Source organism: Kitasatospora sp. NBC_01300 (assembly GCF_041435235.1).
GTDB lineage: Bacteria > Actinomycetota > Actinomycetes > Streptomycetales > Streptomycetaceae > Kitasatospora.
In genome coordinates, this window is sequence record NZ_CP108408.1 from 7,546,961 (window position 1) to 7,564,954 (window position 17,994).

Annotated in this window: 24 protein-coding genes; 9 read left to right on the forward strand and 15 right to left on the reverse strand. The window is 74.0% G+C overall.

The features are described 5' to 3' along the window. The first annotated feature begins 125 nt into the window (after positions 1-125). Genes OG556_RS32615 through OG556_RS32625 form a run of 3 tightly spaced genes read left to right on the forward strand, consistent with a single transcriptional unit; the run spans position 126 to position 2,139 of the window. Positions 126-386, forward strand: a complete 261-nt coding sequence (locus OG556_RS32615; protein WP_350887349.1) for a hypothetical protein — start codon at positions 126-128, stop codon at positions 384-386. Between the two features lie 17 nt (positions 387-403). Beyond that, positions 404-1,387 (forward strand): 3-oxoacyl-ACP synthase III family protein, encoded by a 984-nt coding sequence (locus OG556_RS32620; RefSeq protein ID WP_371515389.1) that lies wholly within the window; start codon positions 404-406, stop codon positions 1,385-1,387. Then, positions 1,384-2,139 (forward strand): SDR family NAD(P)-dependent oxidoreductase, encoded by a 756-nt coding sequence (locus OG556_RS32625; protein ID WP_371515388.1) that lies wholly within the window; start codon positions 1,384-1,386, stop codon positions 2,137-2,139. The genes OG556_RS32620 and OG556_RS32625 overlap by 4 nt, the downstream gene beginning before the upstream one ends. Positions 2,140-2,269: 130 nt before the next feature. On the opposite strand, the gene tpx is transcribed toward OG556_RS32625, so the two are convergent. The 6 genes from tpx to OG556_RS32655 all read right to left on the reverse strand — a co-directional run bounded on the left by tpx (position 2,270) and on the right by OG556_RS32655 (position 7,197). Then, a complete protein-coding gene (gene tpx, locus OG556_RS32630; RefSeq protein WP_063350790.1) occupies positions 2,270-2,770 on the reverse strand; it encodes a thiol peroxidase in 501 nt (166 codons plus the stop codon). 290 nt (positions 2,771-3,060) lie between these two features. After that, on the reverse strand, positions 3,061-3,543 hold the full coding sequence (locus OG556_RS32635) for a hypothetical protein (RefSeq protein WP_371515387.1): 483 nt from the start codon (positions 3,541-3,543) through the stop codon (positions 3,061-3,063). Between the two features lie 113 nt (positions 3,544-3,656). Beyond that, on the reverse strand, positions 3,657-4,265 hold the full coding sequence (locus tag OG556_RS32640) for a hypothetical protein (protein ID WP_371515386.1): 609 nt from the start codon (positions 4,263-4,265) through the stop codon (positions 3,657-3,659). Continuing rightward, on the reverse strand, positions 4,262-5,989 hold the full coding sequence (locus OG556_RS32645; protein WP_371515385.1) for an alpha/beta hydrolase: 1,728 nt from the start codon (positions 5,987-5,989) through the stop codon (positions 4,262-4,264). The genes OG556_RS32640 and OG556_RS32645 overlap by 4 nt, the downstream gene beginning before the upstream one ends. Next, positions 5,989-6,378: a type VII secretion target gene (locus OG556_RS32650; protein ID WP_371515384.1), complete on the reverse strand. Its 390-nt coding sequence runs from the start codon at positions 6,376-6,378 to the stop codon at positions 5,989-5,991. Before OG556_RS32650 ends, OG556_RS32645 begins: the two co-directional genes overlap by 1 nt. A gap of 150 nt (positions 6,379-6,528) precedes the next feature. Continuing rightward, on the reverse strand, positions 6,529-7,197 hold the full coding sequence (locus tag OG556_RS32655) for a hypothetical protein (RefSeq protein WP_371522493.1): 669 nt from the start codon (positions 7,195-7,197) through the stop codon (positions 6,529-6,531). Between the two features lie 206 nt (positions 7,198-7,403). Here OG556_RS32655 and OG556_RS32660 point away from each other — a divergent pair, with 206 nt between their 5' ends. Together OG556_RS32660 and OG556_RS32665 are read left to right on the forward strand one after the other, a co-directional pair. Next, positions 7,404-7,991, forward strand: coding sequence for a PadR family transcriptional regulator (locus tag OG556_RS32660; protein WP_371515382.1), 588 nt, complete (start codon positions 7,404-7,406; stop codon positions 7,989-7,991). After that, complete coding sequence (locus tag OG556_RS32665) at positions 7,984-9,747, forward strand: FAD-dependent monooxygenase (RefSeq protein ID WP_371515381.1); 1,764 nt, start codon at positions 7,984-7,986, stop codon at positions 9,745-9,747. The genes OG556_RS32660 and OG556_RS32665 overlap by 8 nt, the downstream gene beginning before the upstream one ends. A gap of 193 nt (positions 9,748-9,940) precedes the next feature. Here OG556_RS32665 and OG556_RS32670 read toward each other — a convergent pair whose 3' ends face one another. Continuing rightward, the gene (locus OG556_RS32670; protein ID WP_371515380.1) at positions 9,941-10,504 is read right to left on the reverse strand and encodes a YbaK/EbsC family protein; all 564 of its coding nucleotides are present in this window, start codon (positions 10,502-10,504) and stop codon (positions 9,941-9,943) included. A gap of 120 nt (positions 10,505-10,624) precedes the next feature. Between OG556_RS32670 and OG556_RS32675 the strand changes: the two genes are divergently transcribed. Beyond that, complete coding sequence (locus OG556_RS32675; RefSeq protein WP_371515379.1) at positions 10,625-11,512, forward strand: fructosamine kinase family protein; 888 nt, start codon at positions 10,625-10,627, stop codon at positions 11,510-11,512. 39 nt (positions 11,513-11,551) lie between these two features. Here the strand turns inward: OG556_RS32675 and OG556_RS32680 are convergent, their stop codons facing one another. From OG556_RS32680 to OG556_RS32715, 8 genes are all read right to left on the reverse strand, one after another. Beyond that, positions 11,552-12,097, reverse strand: coding sequence for a cupin domain-containing protein (locus OG556_RS32680; protein ID WP_371515378.1), 546 nt, complete (start codon positions 12,095-12,097; stop codon positions 11,552-11,554). After that, entirely contained in the window at positions 12,090-12,980 is an 891-nt protein-coding gene (locus tag OG556_RS32685; RefSeq protein ID WP_371515377.1) for an NAD(P)H-binding protein, read from the reverse strand. Before OG556_RS32685 ends, OG556_RS32680 begins: the two co-directional genes overlap by 8 nt. Beyond that, complete coding sequence (locus tag OG556_RS32690; protein ID WP_371515376.1) at positions 12,977-13,555, reverse strand: PadR family transcriptional regulator; 579 nt, start codon at positions 13,553-13,555, stop codon at positions 12,977-12,979. The genes OG556_RS32685 and OG556_RS32690 overlap by 4 nt, the downstream gene beginning before the upstream one ends. Positions 13,556-14,339: 784 nt before the next feature. Next, on the reverse strand, positions 14,340-14,537 hold the full coding sequence (locus OG556_RS32695) for a DUF397 domain-containing protein (protein ID WP_371515375.1): 198 nt from the start codon (positions 14,535-14,537) through the stop codon (positions 14,340-14,342). A gap of 39 nt (positions 14,538-14,576) precedes the next feature. Continuing rightward, a complete protein-coding gene (locus OG556_RS32700) occupies positions 14,577-15,122 on the reverse strand; it encodes a GNAT family N-acetyltransferase (RefSeq protein WP_371515374.1) in 546 nt (181 codons plus the stop codon). A gap of 74 nt (positions 15,123-15,196) precedes the next feature. Further along, positions 15,197-15,403: a DUF397 domain-containing protein gene (locus tag OG556_RS32705; protein ID WP_371515373.1), complete on the reverse strand. Its 207-nt coding sequence runs from the start codon at positions 15,401-15,403 to the stop codon at positions 15,197-15,199. A gap of 70 nt (positions 15,404-15,473) precedes the next feature. Then, entirely contained in the window at positions 15,474-15,683 is a 210-nt protein-coding gene (locus OG556_RS32710; protein WP_371515372.1) for a DUF397 domain-containing protein, read from the reverse strand. A gap of 24 nt (positions 15,684-15,707) precedes the next feature. Then, a complete protein-coding gene (locus OG556_RS32715) occupies positions 15,708-16,571 on the reverse strand; it encodes a helix-turn-helix domain-containing protein (protein WP_371515371.1) in 864 nt (287 codons plus the stop codon). A gap of 262 nt (positions 16,572-16,833) precedes the next feature. Between OG556_RS32715 and OG556_RS32720 the strand changes: the two genes are divergently transcribed. Genes OG556_RS32720 through OG556_RS32730 form a run of 3 tightly spaced genes read left to right on the forward strand, consistent with a single transcriptional unit; the run spans position 16,834 to position 17,830 of the window. After that, entirely contained in the window at positions 16,834-17,274 is a 441-nt protein-coding gene (locus OG556_RS32720) for an ATP-binding protein (RefSeq protein WP_371515370.1), read from the forward strand. Continuing rightward, positions 17,271-17,621 (forward strand): hypothetical protein, encoded by a 351-nt coding sequence (locus tag OG556_RS32725; RefSeq protein WP_371515369.1) that lies wholly within the window; start codon positions 17,271-17,273, stop codon positions 17,619-17,621. The genes OG556_RS32720 and OG556_RS32725 overlap by 4 nt, the downstream gene beginning before the upstream one ends. Next, positions 17,618-17,830, forward strand: coding sequence for a hypothetical protein (locus OG556_RS32730; protein WP_371515368.1), 213 nt, complete (start codon positions 17,618-17,620; stop codon positions 17,828-17,830). Before OG556_RS32725 ends, OG556_RS32730 begins: the two co-directional genes overlap by 4 nt. The last annotated feature ends 164 nt before the right edge of the window (positions 17,831-17,994 follow it).

The following is a 17,994-nucleotide window of genomic DNA, read 5'->3' on the forward strand; positions in this document are numbered from 1 at the left end:
GCCTGTGGCCGCCGGGGGCGCGGCGGCGGCACCCGGAGGACCCCCCGGGGCGCGTCCTCCGGGTCTGTTCTGCCCCATCACGTGTTGGCGCCCGCTTCGGGGCGTCCAGGAAGGAACGATCACTCATGTCCGACATCCCCACCATCGAGGACCTGGCCGCGCAGTTGCAGGCGGTCTCCGGAGCACAGGAGATCGACGCGGACGCCGCGCTGCAGCACATCGCGGACGTGGACTCGCTGGATCTGATGGAGTGGCTGTACGGGTTCCAGAACCAGTACCCGCACATCCCGGCGGACGAGTCGCTGTTCGCGGACATCGACGACACGACGACGCTGCGGGTGGTGCACGAGCGGATCCTGGCGCTCGTGGCCCAGGCCGGCGTCTGAGCGCGGGGCACTGCTCGATGAGCGGCTTCGACATCACCGGGTGGGGGATCTTTGTCCCCGAGCGCGTGGTGACCAGCGTGGAGCTGGCGGAGCGTTTCGGTGTCGACGAGCACTGGATCGTCTCCCGGTGCGGGATCCGGGAACGGCGGGCGGTCGGGGCGGGGCAGAGCACCGCGTCGATGGCGGTCGAGGCCGGACGCCGGGCACTGGAACGGGCGGGACTGTCGGGTGCGGACATCGCGCACCTGATCGTGGCGACGGCGACACCGGAGCAGCCCTCGCCGGCGACGTCGGCGTTCGTCCACGACGAGCTGGGCATCGCGGGCAGCGCGCACGACGTGAACTCCGAGTGCGCGGGGTTCGTGTACGCGCTGGTGACCGCGGTGGGCCTGCTGCGCATGGACCCGCGGCCGATCCTGGTGATCGGTTCGGACACCCACACGCTGACCGCGAACCCGGCGGACCGGGACCTGTCGATCCTGGTGGGTGACGGGGCCGGTGCGGTGGTCCTGCAGCCCGGCCCGGTGGAGCGGATCCTGGCGTGGAACCTGGGCGCGGACGGCTCGTGCAAGGACAGCCTGAAGGTCCTGGCGGGCGGTTCGCGGATGCCCACGACCGAGGAGACGGTGCGCCGGGGCCTGCACTACGCGCAGATCAACGGCAACGAGATCTACCTGAACGCCGTGCGCTACACGGTGCGCACGATCCGCGAGACGCTGGAGCAGGCGAAGCTGACGCCGGCGGACGTGGACCACGTGGTGCCGCACCAGGCGAACATCCGGATCATCAACTCGGTGCTCGCCCATACCGGGATTCCCGCGGACCGCCTGGTGGCCAATCTCGACCGGTACGGCAACACCGCGTCGGCGTCGATCCCCATCGCGCTGGCGGAGGCGCTGGACGCCGGGCGCATCCAGGACGGGGACACGGTGCTGCTGGCCGGGTTCGGTGCCGGGATGACGTGGGGTTCGGTCCTGCTGACGTGGGGAGGGGCGCGGTGAGCGGCAAGGTGGCGTTCGGGCAGCGGCCCGCCTCCCCGGTGGCGCTGGTGACCGGCGCTTCGGGGGGCCTGGGCCGGGAGCTGGCGCTGGCGCTGGACGCGGCCGGGTGCCGGGTCGCGGTGCACTACAACAGCGCCCGCCAGGCCGCCGAGGAGGTGGCGGGCAAGCTGGCCGGCGACCACGTCCTGGTCACCGGCGACGTGGCGGACTACGCGCAGGTCACCGCGATGTACGAGCGGATCACCGAGGCGCTGGGCCCGGTGGACGTGCTCGTCAACAACGGGGCGGTGCGCAAGGACGCGCTGATGGCCATGCAGGATCCGGCGCAGTGGCGGCAGGTGATCGACACGAACCTGGTCGGTTCCTTCCACACCGCGCGGGTGTGCGTGCCGGCGATGCTGCGGGCCCGCTGGGGCCGGGTGGTCAACATCGTCTCGCCGTCCGCGCTGATCGCCACCGCCGGGCAGACCGCCTACGCGGCGTCCAAGGCGGGGCTGATCGGGCTGACCCGCACGCTGGCGGCGGAGTGCGGGCGCCGGGGGGTGACGGTGAACGCGCTGTCGCCCGGGTTCATGATCACGGGGATGACGGACACCCTGCCCGAGCACGTGGTCGCCGGGATGCGGGACAAGGTGCCGGTGCCGCGGTTCGTGACCCCGCAGGAGGTCGCCCGTTCCATCGGGCTCTTCCTCGACCAGGACTGCATGACCGGACAGGTCATCAGCATCGACTCGGGGGCCTCCATCACCTGACCCGCCCGCCCCCGGTTCCCGGCCCGGCCCCGGCCGGCCCGCCCGGCGCCCTTCCCGGCCCGCCCCCCTTTGGTGAAGACCTGGGGGGCGGGCCGGGCGGCGTTGCGCGGGCGGCGTTGCGCGGGGGGTTCTAGGCGAGGACGGCGAGCGCGGCCTCGTAGTTCGGCTCGTCGGCGATCTCCGCGACCAGCTCGGTGTGCAGGACGGTGTCGTTCTCGTCCAGGACGACGACGGCGCGGGCGGTCAGCCCCGCCAGCGGGCCGTCGGCCAGGGCCACGCCGTAGTTCTCGTGGAAGTCGCGGCCGCGCAGGGTGGACAGGGTCCGGACGCTGTCCAGGCCCTCGGCGCCGCAGAAGCGGGCCTGCGCGAACGGCAGGTCGGCGGAGATGCACAGCACCACGGTGTTGGCCAGCGAGCCGGCCTTGGCGTTGAAGGTGCGCACCGAGGTGGCGCAGGTGGGGGTGTCGATGCTGGGGAAGATGTTGAGGACCTTGCGCTTGCCGGCGAAGTCCTGCAGCGAGGTGTCGGCGAGCCCCTCGCCGACCAGCGTGAACGCCGGGGCCTGGCTGCCGGCCTGGGGCAGCGCGCCGCCGACCTGGACCGGGTTCCCCTTCAGCGTGACCTGAGCCATGAAAAGCCTCCTACCAGCGTGGAATGTGGTGACAACGCCGCCGATCCTACTGCGCGCGCCCGGCCCCGGACGCCGGGCGGCCACCCCTCGGACACGGGAGGGCGTGCGGGCGCCGCCGCCGCCGTGCCTGCCGGTGCGCTCGCCGCCGTGCCCGCCGCCGTGCCCGCCGGTGCGCCTGCCCGTGGTCTGGCGGTGCGTCTGCCAGCAGGGCTGCCGGCGGGGCTGCCGTCACGCCTTGCCGTCGCGCCTGCCGGCGGTCCGGCGGCGGGCCCGGCGGCGGGCCCTGTGGCTCAGGCGGACCAGAACGGGTCGTCGTGGCGGGGCAGGACGTCCAGGGTGCCGTCGGGCAGGGTCGGTTCGGGCACGTAGGTGCCGAAGGGGTCGCGGTCGCGGATGACGGGGATGGGGCCGACGGTGGCCTGGAAGGTGATGTTCCCGGCGGCGCCGAACAGCACGGCGACGCCGTAGCCGGCGGGCGTGGTGGCGAACATGGCGGGCTGGCGGGGGTTGACGGCGGTGATCCGGTAGCCGCGGGCCTGCCAGCCGCGTTCGGTGACGCCCAGCAGCGCCCCGTACCTGGCGGGGGCGACCCGGGTGGTGACGTGCCGTTCGCGGGTGGCGGTGGCGTAGCCCAGGGAGCGGTCCTCCAGGCCGCCGGTGGTCTGCTCGGTGGAGCGCGGCCAGCCGTCCCAGTGGCGCAGCGGGGGGCGGATGGCGGACATCGCCTCGTCGAGGAGCGCGTCGAGGGTGTGGACGGCCTGTTCGGGGGTCATGGCGGGGGCCTTCGGCTGGTGCGGGGTCACGCGGCGGGGGCGGGGCGGGCCCTGGCGGGGGGCCTGGGGTGGGGGACGGCGGGCGGGGGCGGGGTGTGGCGGGCGGGGGTGGGTCAGGTGGACCAGTAGGGGTCGTCGTAGGCGGGGAGGATGTCGGGGTTGCCGTTCGGCAGGGTGGGTTCGGGGGTGGGGGTGCCGAAGGGGTCGCGGTCGCGGATGACGGGGATGTGGCCGCCGCCGGAGGCCTGGAGGGTGATGTTGCCGGCGGCGCCGAACAGCATCGCGACGGAGGATCCGTCCGGGGCGGCGGCGAACAGGGCCGGCTGGTTGGGGTTGACCGACGTGATCTTGTATCCCTTGGCCTTCCAGTCGCGTTCGGCCATGTCCATCAGGGTGGCGTACTTGGCCTTGGAGACCTTGGTCATGATGTAGCGGTCGCGGGTGGCGGTGGCGTAGCCCTTGGAGTGGTCGTCGATGCCCCCGCTCTGTTCGGTGGAGCGCGGCCAGCCGTCCCGGTGGCGTAGCGGCGGCTGGATGCCGGAGAGCGCGTCGTCCAGGAGCGCGTCGAGTTTCTGGACGGCCTGTTCGGGTGTGGTGAGGGTCTCGGGTGCCGGGTGCTCGTCGCCCACGCCCGCGCCCGTGTGTCCGCAGGCTGTCAGGGCGAGTGCCAGCGTGGCGGCCGTGAGGCCGAGCCGTCGTGCGGTCGGGGTTGCCATGCTCATCGGCCTTCCTGCCGTGTCACGGCGTCGTACCTGCCGGCCACGATCTGGCCGATGTTGTTGACCGACTCCGCGGTCGCGGTGTCGGAGGAGCTGTTCATGTAGTTGGAGTGGGAGTCCAGGGACAGGGGCTTGCCGTCGGGGACCGCGAACCGGTTGGCGCCGAAGTCCTTGCTGGCCGGGTCCTGGCCGAACCAGAGCTGGTTGTCGGGGCCGAACGTCTCGTAGAGGTCGTCGGCGACGGGGCCCAGGACGGGGCCCAGGGCCACGTCGGTGGCGACCCGGCCCTTGGCCGGCAGGTGGCTGACCGGGTCGTTCTCGGCGTCGCCGACCCACACGTGGTGGGGGTCGATGTGCAGTTGGGAGGCCTTGTCGGCGCCGGTGCCGGGGGAGCCGACCAGGATGATGTCGTCGGCGCCGGTGCCGCCGGGCATCTGCGCGCCCAGGCCCACCGTGGTGGAGCCGTAGCTGTGGGCGAGGGCGACCAGGTGCGCCGGCGCTCCCTCGTGGGTGGCGCGCAGTCCGGCCATGAACGTGTCGTAGGCGGCGCCGCCCTTGGCGGCGCGGTCGGTGCTCATCACCTCCAGGGGCCGGGGGTCCCCGTCGAGGACCTTCTCCAGTCCGGGCGGCGGGTCGTAGCCGAGCCAGATCATGGAGGCGACCTCGGCACTGGAGTCGGCGATGCGGGCGGCGGTCCACACGTTCAGGGCCCGGTCGGCGTCCTTGCCGCCGACGGAGGACAGCTTGGTGCCGAGTCCCGGCACGTAGGCGCTGACGTTCTTCGCGGTGTCGGGGTTGCCGAAGGACAGGATGCCGCGGCCCTGGCCCTGTTCGCTGACGCCCAGCAGGAACGCGGGCGGCTGCTTGCCGTTCTGCACGTTCAGCTTGTCCCGGATCGCGCGGAAGCCGTCCAGTTTCTGCTTGTCGTCGTCCGACGGGTTCGGCTTGTGCTCGTAGGTGTCGATCAGGTGGGCCAGGTTGAGGCGGTTGGCCTGGTCGCGGGCGGTGGCGGGGATGCCGTCGCGCATGCCCAGCAGGTCGGGGTGGGCCTGGACCAGGCGCTGCTGCGCGTCCGGGGTCAGGCCCTTCCACCAGGAGTTGACCTCGGTGGGGGCGGCGCCGGCGGGCGGCCAGCCGGCGGCCATCAGGCCGGTGCCGAGCTCGTCGACGGCCTTGCGGTCGGCGGCGGCCTGCGTCAGGTCCAGGCCGGTGCCGGTGCGGGCCCGCGCGGTCAGGTCGTCCAGCAGTTTGGCGATCTTCTGGTCGGCGCCGTCGGCCTCGGTGACGGCGTGGCAGATGCGGTCCGCCAGGGCCCTGGCCCGCTGGGGGGTGTCGTAGTCGGGGTCGTGGCGTTCGGCCTGGGAGGGCGCCGGCCAGCTGACCGTGCCGTCCTCGGCGACCGTCAGTCCCGCGCCCTGGGCCTCCTGGAGGGCCTCCTTCAGCTTGGACTGGGCCAGCTGGAAGCTCTCCGAGGCCTCGCGCAGCAGCTCCGAGACCGCGGACATCTCGGTGTGCGCGGCGTCCAGGCGCCCGCTGGTGCGCTGCAGGGAGGCGTTGGCGGCGCCGGCCGCGGTGCCGACCCACTGGCTGTTGAAGACGTGTTTGGTGACCTCGGTGTTCATGGCCTGGACGTGCTTGCCGAACGCGCCGGCCAGGGTGTCGTAGGCGCCGGCGGCGCCGGTCAGGGAGGACAGGTCCGTGTCGCGCAGCTGGGCGAGGGTGACCATCAGTTCACCGCCGGCGCGTAGGGTCCGGCGCCGGGCGGCTTGAGGGCGCCGGCGTTGCCCGTGTCGGTGCCGCGGTAGTTGTCGGCGCTCCGGCCCAGTTTCAGGCTCACGCCGTCCACCTCGGAGGCCAGCTTGTTCAGGCACTCCTCCCACGCCGCCGTGCAGGCGTGCAGCGACGCCCCGGTGCGCCAGCCCGGCAGTGCCGCGACCGCCGTGTCGGAGGGCTCGTGGATGTGCTTGAGCTCGCCCGGCATCGCCTCGGCGGTGTCCTTGGCGACCTTCGCCGCCGCGTCCAGGTCCGCCGGGTTCACCCCGAACAGCGGCCCGCCCGCCGGCGGCCCGTAGGGCCCGTACAGGCCCGGCCCGTCGGAGCCCGCGTACGCGTTCATGGATCCCGTCCCCCCGCTGGTCGACCTACTGCTGTGCCCGACCCGGGCCCGCACCGGGGCTCGTGGCCGGGCTCGCGGCCGGGGTCCCGTGCGGGCATGCGCAACCGCATGCTTGTACGGTTCGCGTCGAAGCATGGCGAAAATAGCAGATCAGCCCACCGGCGCCGACCCAGTGACGGTCCGGGGCCTGCCTGGTGGCGCCCCGTCACCCGGGCCCGGGGCGCCGGCGGCCGGGCGGTGGTGCGGGTGCGGGCGCGGTCTGCGGCCGCGGTGGCCGGGCGGCTCAGGGGCGGGGTCCGCCGGCCCGGCCGGGCGGGGCCAGGGGTGGGCGGGGTCCTCGGTGATCCGCACCTGCTGCGGGGCGTCGCGGGGGAAGGTCCAGATCCGTCCCAGGGTGCTGGTGGCGCTCACCGCGGTGTCGTCGAGGGTGACGTCGGCGAACGGGTTGGAGGAGCAGGAGATCGCGAGCCACTCCAGGGTGTTCTCGTCGTCGTCGCGGGTCAGCGCGACCCAGCCGATGCTGCCGTGCTCGGACGCCTCGCCCGCGAGGGCGCGGCTGCCGGCGTGGGTGCTGGTGGCGAACGTCGTGTCGACGTCCGTCCAGTCGGTGGGGGTCCACGCGGTGGCCCGCAGCAGTTCCCACCAACTCCACTGCTGGGCCCGCGGGTCGTGGAGCCGGTCGGCGGGGGAGAAGCGCATGAGCCGCATCACCGACAGCGACCCGTCGCCGAACACGATGAAGTCCCCGTAGGGCGCCTGGCGGGCGCGCCAGCGCTCATGGACCAGGCCGGCCTGGGGTCGTGCGTCGTCGGAAGCCACGCCCGCCATGATCGCACCCGGCAGCGGCCGGGCCCGCGGCCGGGCCCGAACTCCCCCGCGCCGTACGGCCGGTGCGCCGCGGCCCCGCGGCGGGCGGCCCGGGCCACCCCCTCCACATACTCGGATCCGAGTAGTACGATCCGAGTACCGCCGGCCCGGGGCCTGAACCACCGGTCCCGGGCCCCCACGTGCGACCACGGAGTGCCATGACCGCCAAACGACCCGCCAACCCCCTGGCCCTGGCCCTGCTCGGCCTGCTCCTCGAACAGCCCCTGCACCCCCACGCCATGGCCACCACCCTGCGCGAGCGCCACCTCGACCAGGCCTTCAAACTGACCACCGGTTCGCTCTACGACACGGTGCGCGCCCTGGCCCGCGACGGCTGGATCGAGGCCACCGACACCGAACAGGTCGGCGCGCGCCCCGCCCGCACCGTCTACCGCCACACCCCCCGGGGCCGCGAGTACTTCACCCAGTGGCTGGACGAACTCATCCGCGAACCCTCCCGCGAATACCCCAAATTCCTGTCCGCCGTCAGCTACCTCGGCGCCCTGGGACCACAACGCGCCGCCCAGGCCCTGCGCGAACGCGCCGCCGCCCTGCAGACCCGCATCACCGAGAGCGAACACGCCCACCACCGCGCCACCCGAGAACACCACGCCCCCCGACTGTTCGTCATCGAGGCCGAGTACGGCAACGCCATGCTGCACGCCGAACGCCAATGGGTGCTGCGCACCGCCGAGGAGATCGAACAGGGCACCCTGGCCTGGCCGGAGGCCGCCCCCGATGCCTGACACCCCCACCCCCGCCCCCGCCCCCGCACCCGCCCCCGCCCCCGACACCACCCCCGCGCCCGTCCCCGCGCAGGCCCCCGCCGGACGGCGCTTACCCGCCGCCGCACCCGCCGCCGGGGCCGCCAGCGCCGTCGGGGCCGGTGACGCGGACGTCCTGGTCGTCGGCGCCGGCCCCGCCGGCCTGGTGCTGGCCTGCGAACTGGCCCTGGCCCGCGTGCGCACCGTGCTCCTGGAACGCGACCCGTCCCCGCCCGGCTTCTGCCGCGGCTTCAACCTCAACGCCCGCAGCCTGGAACTGCTGGAACGCCGAGGCCTGGCCGAACGCCTCCTCGCCGAAGGCCCCACCGTGGCGAGCACCGCGTTCACCGCACAGGCCCGCCTCGACCTCGCCGCCATGCGCACCCGCCACCCCTACGTCCTGGGCATCGCCCAGACCAGGGTGGAGGAGATCCTCACCGAACACGCCCACCACCTGGGCGTGCGCATCCTGCGCGGCCACCGTCTGACCGCACTGCACCAGGACGGCGACGGCGTCCACGCCCACACCGACACCCCGGACGGCCCCGCGCTGCTGCACGCCGGCTGGCTGGCCGGCTGCGACGGCGGCCGCAGCACCGTACGCGAACTCGCCGCCATCGCCTTCCCCGGCACCCCCGCCCGCCGCTTCACCCTGCTCGCGGACGTGGTCCTGACCGACCCCCGGCAGATCCCCTTCGGCGTGAACACCGGCCCGGGCGGCACCGTGTTCGCCATCCCCAGGCCCGGCTACGTCCGCCTGATCACCGCCGATGCCCACCCGCCCCGGGACCGGCACGAACCCCTCACCCTGCCCCGCTTCCAGCAGGCACTGGACCACGCCCTGGGACACCGCGTCCCGATCGCCCGCGCCCACTGGCTGACCCGCTTCGGCGACGCCGCCCGCCTGGCCGAACGCCTGCGCCAGGGCCGCGTCCTGCTGGCCGGCGACGCCGCCCACATCCACCCGCCCGCCGGCGCCATCGGCGTCAACGCCGCCATCGACGACGCGATGAACCTCGGCTGGAAACTCGCCCTCGTCGCCCGCGGACAGGCCCCCGAAACCCTCCTGGACACCTACCACGCCGAACGCCACGCGGCCGGCGCCAGACTCCTGCGCAACACCCGCGCCCAGGCACTGCTCGCCGGCGACGACGAGGAACTCGCGCCGGTGCGCGACCTGCTCGCCGAACTCGCCCGGGCCGAGGAGACGGCCGGCCCCCTGGCCGAGGAGATCACCGGCATCGCCACCCGCTACCCGGCCCCCCACGGCAGCGGCCACCCCTGGGACGGCGCGATGGTCCCCGACATCCCCCTCCACGACGGCACCGCACGACACGGCACCCTCCAAGACGGCGCCCTGGTACCGCTGCTGGCACGCACCGGCGCCGGCGCCCTGCTCCTGGAGGACACCACCGCGGCCGAGACGCTGCGCACGGCGGCCGCCCCCTGGGCGGACCGGGTGAGCGCGGCGACGGTGCGGCCCGGCGCCCTGCCCGACACGTCCGCGGTGCTGGTGCGCCCGGACGGCCACGCCGCCTGGACCGCACCGCCCACCGGGACACCCGCCGCACCGCCCACCGGGACACCCGCCGCACCGCCCACCGGGACACCCGCCGCACCGCCCCCGGCCGCCGCCGAACAGCTGCGCGCGGCCCTGCACCTGTGGTTCGGGCCCCCTGCGCCGGCGCCGGTGGCCGGCGTGGCCTTCCCGCCGGGGTCCCGCATGTCCGCCCCTTGACCGGGTGCCGCCGAGACCCCGCCATCCGACCCGACAAGGCCGCACCCGCCTGGGTTCGACGTCCACTCAGGCCGCACGCGGGGTGGCGCCCTTCCCGGACCCGGACCCGGACCCGGACACGCACGCCCCGGCCCCAGGCCGGCGGGCCAGCAGGCCTCGCCCGAGCCGCGAGCCGGTCCCGCCGCCGCCGGGCTCAGGCGGCCAGGCCCGGGAGGACCTCGGCGCCGGGCAGCCGGGCCACCGCCCAGCCGGGGAGGATCAGCTTGCCCCGCCGCCGCCCGCTGCCGATGAGCACGTGCGGTGCGGCGGCCACCGCCTCGTCGACCAGCAGCGGCCAGCCGCCCGGCAGGCCGACGGCGGTGATGCCGCCGTACTCCATGCCCGTGGCCGCGACGGCGACGTCCACCGGCGCGAAGGAGGCCTTGCGCGCGCCCAGGCGCCTGCGCACGGCGGTGTTGACGTCCAGACGGGTGTCGGCGCGCACCAGGCAGGCGGCCAGGGTGACGTCGCCGCCGCGTTTGGCGGCGACCACCACGCAGTTCGCGGAGAGCTCCAACGGCACGTCGTAGGCCTGGCAGAACACCGCGGTGTCCGCCTTGTCGGGGTCGGTGTCCACGTACAGCACGGACCCGGCCCACCCGTGCGCGTCCGCGTTCCCCAAAGCGTCGGCGACGGGGGCGGCGAGCTCGTCGACGACCTCGACCGCCGCGCGGACGAGGGTGAAGTTCCCGAACGGGGCGCGCACGTTCTCGTTCATGGAAGCGGACTGTACCGCGCACCCCGGCAGGCCTGGCGCGGGCCCCGCCGCCGCCCCCCGGGGCGGCGAAATCCGGTGCCGGCCCGAGTCGGTGGCGCCGGCGCGGGAAAGGGCCCCGCCATGGAAGACCTCGCGCACGACACCGATGAGGCGGCCGCCGGACAGGACGGCCCGCCGCCCCACCTGCTCCCCGGCCCCGCGGCGCACGCGGCGCGCCTGACCGGCGGCGCCGCGAACACCGTCTGGCTGGTCACCCTGGCCGACGGCGGACGCGTGGTGGTGAAATCCACCCCGGCACTGGCCCCCGACGCGTACGCGAAAGAGGCCCAGGGCCTGCACGCCCTGCGCGCCCACGGCGCCCTGTCGACCCCGCGGGTACTGGCCCTGCACCCGGACGGCCTGGTCCTGGAAGCCCTCGAACAGCCGCCCGCACACGACCCCGGCTTCTGGGAACGCGCCGCACACGCGCTGGCCGGCCTGCACGCCACCACCGGACAGCGCTTCGGCTGGACCGAGGACGGCTGGCTCGGCCGCCTGGCACAGCGCAACCCCTGGACCGAGGACGGACACGAGTTCTTCGCCCGCCACCGCCTGCTGCGCTACCTCGACGAACCCCTGGCCCGCCAGGCCCTCGGCCCCCGGGGCCGCGCCGACCTGGAACGCGTCTGCGACCGGCTGCCCCAACTCCTCCCCGCCGCACCGCCCGTCCTCACCCACGGCGACCTGTGGCACGGCAACATCCTCGCCCGCCCGGACGCGACACCGGCGTTCATCGACCCGGCGGTGTGCTGGACCTGGGCGGAGACGGACCTGAGCATGATGTTCTGCACCGGCGGCGTCCCCGCCCGCTTCTTCGACGCCTACCGCGAACACCACCCCCTCACCGACGGCTGGCAGGACCGCATGCGGCTGCTCCACCTGCGCGAACAGCTCAGCTGCGCCGCCCACTTCGGCGCACGCGACGGCCACACCGGCGACCTGCTCGACGTGCTGCGCACCTACCGGTAGCGCGCCCGCCCGCCCGGCCCGCCGCCCGCTGCGCCGTCCTCAGCGGCCTTCTCGTCTGTGGCGCTCCCGCGGTGCGTCGGGGACCAGTTCCTGGTCGTGGCGGGCCAGGAGGGTCTGCATCGTCCGGCGGTCCGGGCGGCCGTCGGCGGCCAGGGCGGCGGCCTCGATGAAGAACTCCTCGAAGCCGGCCGGGGTCAGCGTCACCAGGATCGTGGCGGGGGTGTCGCCGATCGCGGTGAAGGAGTGCGGGTGGGTGCGCGGGACGTGCAGGAAGGCGCCGGGGCCCGCCTCGGTGGTGTGCTCGTCGCACCGCAGGCGGAACGCGCCGCTGACGACGTAGAACGTCTCGTCGTGGCCGCGGTGCAGGTGCAGGGGCGCGCCCTGGCCGGGTTCGAAGGTGGACTCCAGGACGGCGATCGATCCGCCGCTCTGGGCGCCCGCGAGTTTGACGACGTACGGGCTGCCCGGCACGTGGCGGCGCCCGCCCTGCCCAGGGGCCAGGGCGACGGGCTCGCGGCGGACGCCGCCACGGCCGCGCTCCCGGCCGGGTCCCGCGCCGGGTTCCGTGCGGTGGGTGTCAGCCACGGCCGGGCCCCTCGGCGGGCTCCTCGCCGGGCTGCCCGGTGAACTCCTCGCGGTGGCGTTCGGCCCAGGCCCGAAACGGCGTCGCCGCGCGGCCGGTGAGCTGCTGGACCGCCGTCGTGACGGTCGCGGCGAACGGTTCCAGGGAGGCGGCGCGCAGCGCCATGACCGCGTCCGCGCTCTCCGGCCGCAGACCGTGGTCCAGGAGCGCCCGGCGGGCGGCGGCGGGCGGGATCTCGGTGAAGGCCAGCGGGGTGCCCAGGACTTCGGCGAGCGTCGCGGTCATCTCGCCCGGGGTGAGGGCCTGGGGACCGGTCAGCAGGTGGGCCCGGCCGTCGTGTCCGGGCCGGGTCAGGGCGTGGGCGGCGGCCGCGGCGATGTCGGCGGGGTCGATGACGGAGACCCGCCCGGCGGCGAACGGGGCCCGGACGGTGCGCGCGGCGCGGATCGCTGCGGCCCAGGCGAGGGTGTTGGACATGAAGCCCATCGGGCGCAGGAACGTCCAGGCCAGGCCGCTGTCCCGGACGGCCTGCTCGCCCGCGCGGTGCCAGCGGGCGACGGGGTCGTCCGCGTCCGGGTCCGCCGCCCGGCCGGAGGACAGCTTGACGACGGCCTCGGCACCGGCGCGGGCGGCCGCGGCGGCGAGGTTGGCGTCGTGGCGCGGGATGTCGGGGCCGTCGGAGAGCAGGAACACCCTGCGCACGCCCCGCAGGGCGGCGGCCAGGCTGTCCGGCTCGCCCAGGTCGGCGCCGACGACCTCCACGCCGTCCGGCAGGCGGGCCCGATCGGGGCGGCGGGTGGCGGCGCGCACGGGGGCGCCGAGGGCGGTCAGGTGGCCGACGAGGGCGCGGCCGACGGTGCCGGTCGCGCCGGTCACGAGGATCACGGGGTCCTCCGGGTGTTCTTGGTCGGGTTGTTCTTGGTCGGGGTGTTCTTCGTCAGGGTGTCGAGCAGGTCGTCGTGCCAGGCCAGGTCGGCCCTCAGACGGGCGAGGCAGTGCTCGAAGATCCACGGTTCGAGGCCGGTCAGGTCCGGCCGGGCGGCCTCGAACTGCTCCTCGAACAGGGCCACCTGGTCGGCCACGGCCTGCCGGCGCGCGGCGACGGCCCCGGCGAGGTCCTCGTCCGTGAGGTCCGCGGTGTACTGCAGGGCCAGGTCGACCGGATCGGGCAGCAGGCGCACCTTGCGCAGCGCCGCGTCACGCAGGGCGGCGAGCTCCCGGCGGCCCTGGTCGGTGATCGCGTAGACGGTCCGCTCGGGCGGGTTGCCGACCTTCTCGCTGCGCACCACCTCGACCAGGCCGTCGTCGGCCATCCGGTGCAGGACGCTGTAGAGCGATCCGGGCTTGACGTCGGTCCACAGCTCGGTGCGGTCGAGCTGGGCCGCCTGGCGGATCTGGTAGCCGTGCATCGGCCCGCCCCGGGCCAGCGCGCTGAGTGCGAAGAGTCGCGAAGTGCTCACATTGCTAGTCGAACACGACTACGGGTCATAGTCAAACGCGATTATGGGCGGGGTGGGGCGGGGTGCGGGTGCGGGTGGGGCCGGGGCGTGGGAAGTCGGCCGGTCCGACTTCCCGTGTTGTCGCGTTCGTTGCCGGGGGCGGGCGCGACCCGGGGCGAATCGTTCCTGCGGCCTCGCTGGGGCCATCGGTACAACAGAATTGGCCGTCCCGGCCGTCTCCAGTGCCTGCGCGGGGAGGCCGTGGCCACCGCGGTGCGGGTCGGGCGGGTCGTCGGGCCGGACGGCATGCCCGTGGTGCTGCGGCTGTACGGACCTGTCCACGGCCTTCCGCCGGACGGCGGTCCAGCCTGTTCCGACGGCTTTCCGATCTTTCTCGTGCTCGCTGTTCTGTTCGGCCTGGCGGTCCTGCTGGTCGAGGCGGTGCGGCGGGTGCGCGGGACGCCTCGCTACCGGCTGGGCGTCGAGGTCGGCGGGCCGCAGCCGCGCAGCCTCCTGCTCGATCTCAAGCACCGGGCGCAGGCGCAGGATTGCCGCCGGAGCCGGGCTGTCGGCGTCGGCGGGCACGGCGGGGGAGCGGTGCCCCCGCACCCCGCAGGGCGGCGAGGGCGGACTGAAGCGCGAGAAGTCGGCCGGTCCGACTTCCTGCGCGGAACCACCGGTTTGCTGCGGGCCTGCGCCCTGCCGGGTCCCCTGTTCGGCTCCCGCTCAGAGGCCTGGTGGATCCGCTGGGGCGGGCTCTGGCGCTCGCGGTGCGTTGCAGGCGGTGGCGGGGGTGGTTGGAGGGTCAGGCCGTGGGGAAGTCGCCGGCCCTGACCCCGGTGAGGAAGGCGGACCAGGCATCGGCAGGGAAGACGAGCACGGGCCCGTCGGGGTCTTTGGAGTCGCGGACGTGGCCGGGGTGTGCGTCGTCGACCTCGATGCAGTTCCCCTGGTCGCCGCTGTGGCTGCTCTTGCGCCACCGTGTCTGGTCGTTCGTGTGCATGGCTGTCTCCCTTGGCCGCAGGGTGTTGTGAACGAGGCGCTATGTCAAGGGGGTTGGCTTTCGGTACAGCATCGCGATCAGCGGCGGCGCGTCCGGGTGGGGGCGGACCTCGTTGACGTCCTCGTAGCCCCACGCCCTGTACAGCGCGTGCACCTTGCCGTCCCCGGCGGTGGGGTTGACCATGAGCGTGGCCCGCTCCTCGGGTCGGGCGGCGAGGAGCGCGTCGTGGATGCGGCGGGCGACGCCGGTGCCGCGCCACGGGGTGCGCACGCCCAGTTCCTTGAGGGCGAACACCGGCGTGGTGGTGAGGTGGTGGGGCATCGGGTGGGCCATGCGGGTCCACCAGCGGTCGGCCGCCTCGACGGTGTTGCCGTAGGCGTAGCCGACGGGCACGGTACCGGCGTAGCCGATGACGGCCTCGAAGCCGGGCTCACCGCCGTGGCGCTGCAGGCGTTCGGTGAAGGTGGGCAGGGCGTAGTTGGGCAGATGCAGCAGCGGGGCGCGCACATCGGCGTACAGGGCGGCCAGTTCATGGCGGACCGCGTCGGCGAGTTCGCGGTGGTGGCGCAGTTCGATCTCGGTCATGCCGCCGTCCTCGGGGAGTCCGCGAAATGCCCGGGTCCCTGCCGCAGTAGCAGGGAACCGGGCCCGCCAAACCGTCAGATCTGGCCGAACTCGCCGCTGCGTACGGCCGTCACGAAGGACTGCCAGGCATCAGGGGAGAAGGCCAGCCGGGGGCCGTCGGGGTCCTTGGAGTCCCGGACGCGGCCCGGGTGTGCGTCGTCGACCTCGACGCAGACACCGCCGTCATTGTTGCTGTGGCTACTCTTGCGCCAGGAGGCGGGGTTCTGGGCGGTGTTGGTCACGGGCGATCCTCCGCAAGCTGGGTTGCGTTGTTGCCGGGTGGTCCTTCGCTCCGACGGGGTGGTTGGAGGGTCAGGCGGTGGGGAGGCCGTCGGCCTTGATCCCGGTGACGAAGGCGGTCCAGGCGTCGGCGGGGAAGACCAGTGCGGGGCCGTCGGGGTCCTTGGAGTCGCGGACGGCCATGCCGCCGCCGACGACGCGCCCCGCCTCCACACACTCGTTCGCCTGTGCGCTGTAGCTGCTCTTGTACCAGCCCCGAGCGGAGATCTTCGGCTTGGTCATGCGCTCACCCTCTTGTCTGATCTCTTAACTCGCTGTCTCTGCCGCGATTGCGGTGATCATATCCAGCGACTGGGCGGGGTTCAGGGCTGACGATCGCAGGTCCTCGAAGACGAGCCCGTAGCCGTCGAGTTCCGCCTCTCGTTCCAGGTAATGGCTGCTCGTCAGATTCTCCAGGAACACCGCTCCCGAGGCGGGGGAGCCGGTGAATCCGTACATCACGAATGCCCCACAGGCGCCAGCGGTCGGACCGATGTCGAGCGGAACCACTTGCAGGGTGACGTTGGGGAGTTGTGCCGCTTCGACGAGGTAGTCCAGTTGCGCGCGGTGTGCATCGGCGCCGCCCACCGGGCATCGGAGGGCCGGCTCCCAGACGATCGCGCAGAGTCGGGCCGGATCGGGCTTGGTCAGAACCTCCTTGCGTTCCATCCGGAGCTTGACCAACTGGTCGATGCGTTCCGGGCGGACAACAGCCGGGTTGGCCTGAAGCAGGGCGCGGGTGTAGTCCTCGGTCTGCAACAGGCCTGGCAGGACCAGCGGCTGCCAGTTTCGGATGTAGCGAGCGTCTGCTTCCAGATCGAGGAAGTCCACATAGGCGGGCGGGATCGTATCGCCGTGGTCGTGCCACCAGCCGCGCTTCTTGCTGTCGCGGGCCAGCGTCTCAAGGGAATCGCGGTCCCTCGGCTCCGTGACGCCGTACAGGCCCATCAGGACGCCGAGGTCCAGCCGGCGGATCCCGACCGCGCCGGTCTCTATCCGGCTGATCTTCGCGCGCGAGCATGCGAGCGCGGATGCGGCGTCCTCGGTGGTCTTGTTCGCTGATTCCCGGAGCCGACGGAGCTCCGACCCCAGGCGGCGGCCGCGGACGGTCGGCCTCGGTTCGTCGGTCATGCGCGATTCCTCCCTTGAACTGCCCAGTCTGCCCCGTGACGGACCGTCGGGGCCACGCGCCTCGCAAATCTGCACGGTTGCAGTTGTTCTTGTTGCAGACGGCATTGGCGCAGCGGCATGCTACAGGCAGTAGTTCATGAAAGACACAGCGTGATCCTGATGGGTCGTCACCCGGGCATCCCCATGCCCGCCGACGGTCCTCGGGCCTTGCCTCACGTGCCCGGATCACGCTTTGCCGCTCCGCCGCCGAGGAGGCGTCGCCATGTCCGAAACGCTGAAGATCCCGCCCTCCGCCGTGGGGGAGTACTCCTGCTGGCTGTCGCGCCACCAGAAGTCCGTGCCCACCGCGCGAGGGCTGCTACGCGGCTTCCTCTCCGACCACCAGGAGGGCGAACTGTTCTCCGACTACTCCGGGTTGGTGCTCGGCGAACTCGTCACCAACGCCGTCCAGCACGCCCGCACCCCGTCCGACCGGCTGCTGTTCGTGCGCTTCGCCCTCTCCTCCGACGACCTGCGGATCGAGGTCCACGACGCCGACCCCCGGCAGCCCGTGCTGCGCCGCGTCAGCGGGGACCAGGAATGCGGGCGGGGGCTGTGGCTGGTGTCCGAACTCGCCCTCCAGTGGGGCTGCCGCCCCCGCGCGGGCGGAGTCGGCAAAGCGGTCTGGGCGGTCCTCGGACCCCAGAACGGCGCCGCCGCGTGACCACCACCCCGCCCCGCGACTACCCGCACCCGGTCACCGTCGAGATCGGCGGCGTCACCAGGACCGCCACCTTCACCCGGCTCGCCGACGCCCTGACGGCCGTGCGCACCGCCCTGGCCCGCCTCCCCCTCGACGACGACCACGCCGCCTACCTCGCCGACCTGTTCGCCCCCGAATCCACCGCCCGCATCGCCCGCCGGCTGACCGACTTCGGCGCGCTGCGCACGATCGCCTTCGTCGGCACCCACGCCCACCCCATCCACCTGCGCCCCGCCGAAAGCCACGAAAGCACCGAACGCCCCGACGGCCCCGCCGGCGGCATCGACGGGCTCCCGGATCCGGCGTGAGGCGCAGCTGCGCCCGGGTCGTGAGGTGGTGGTGCCTGCACGGCCAGTTCTCCCTGCCCGTGCGGGCGTTGAGCCCCGGGCGCCGCGCCGCCCACGCCGGGATGCGGCGCTGGGTGGCCGCCCCCGACAGTGCCGAGGCCCTGCTGCGGGCCGTCGCCGACCGCGCCCGCCAGACGCCCTCGCGCCGGCCGCAACGGTGCTCGACGTGACGGGGCTTCGGCTCTCGGCCGTTGCCTCGCTTCTCGAAGTGGCCGCTACGGGACCGGTGTTGGCGTCGACGGCGCCAGCGGGGCCAGCGGGACCAGTGCGGGATGTGGTCGGTTCTGCGGCGAACGGGCCGGGTGCGGCGGGCGATCAGCGGGCGGATCCCGGG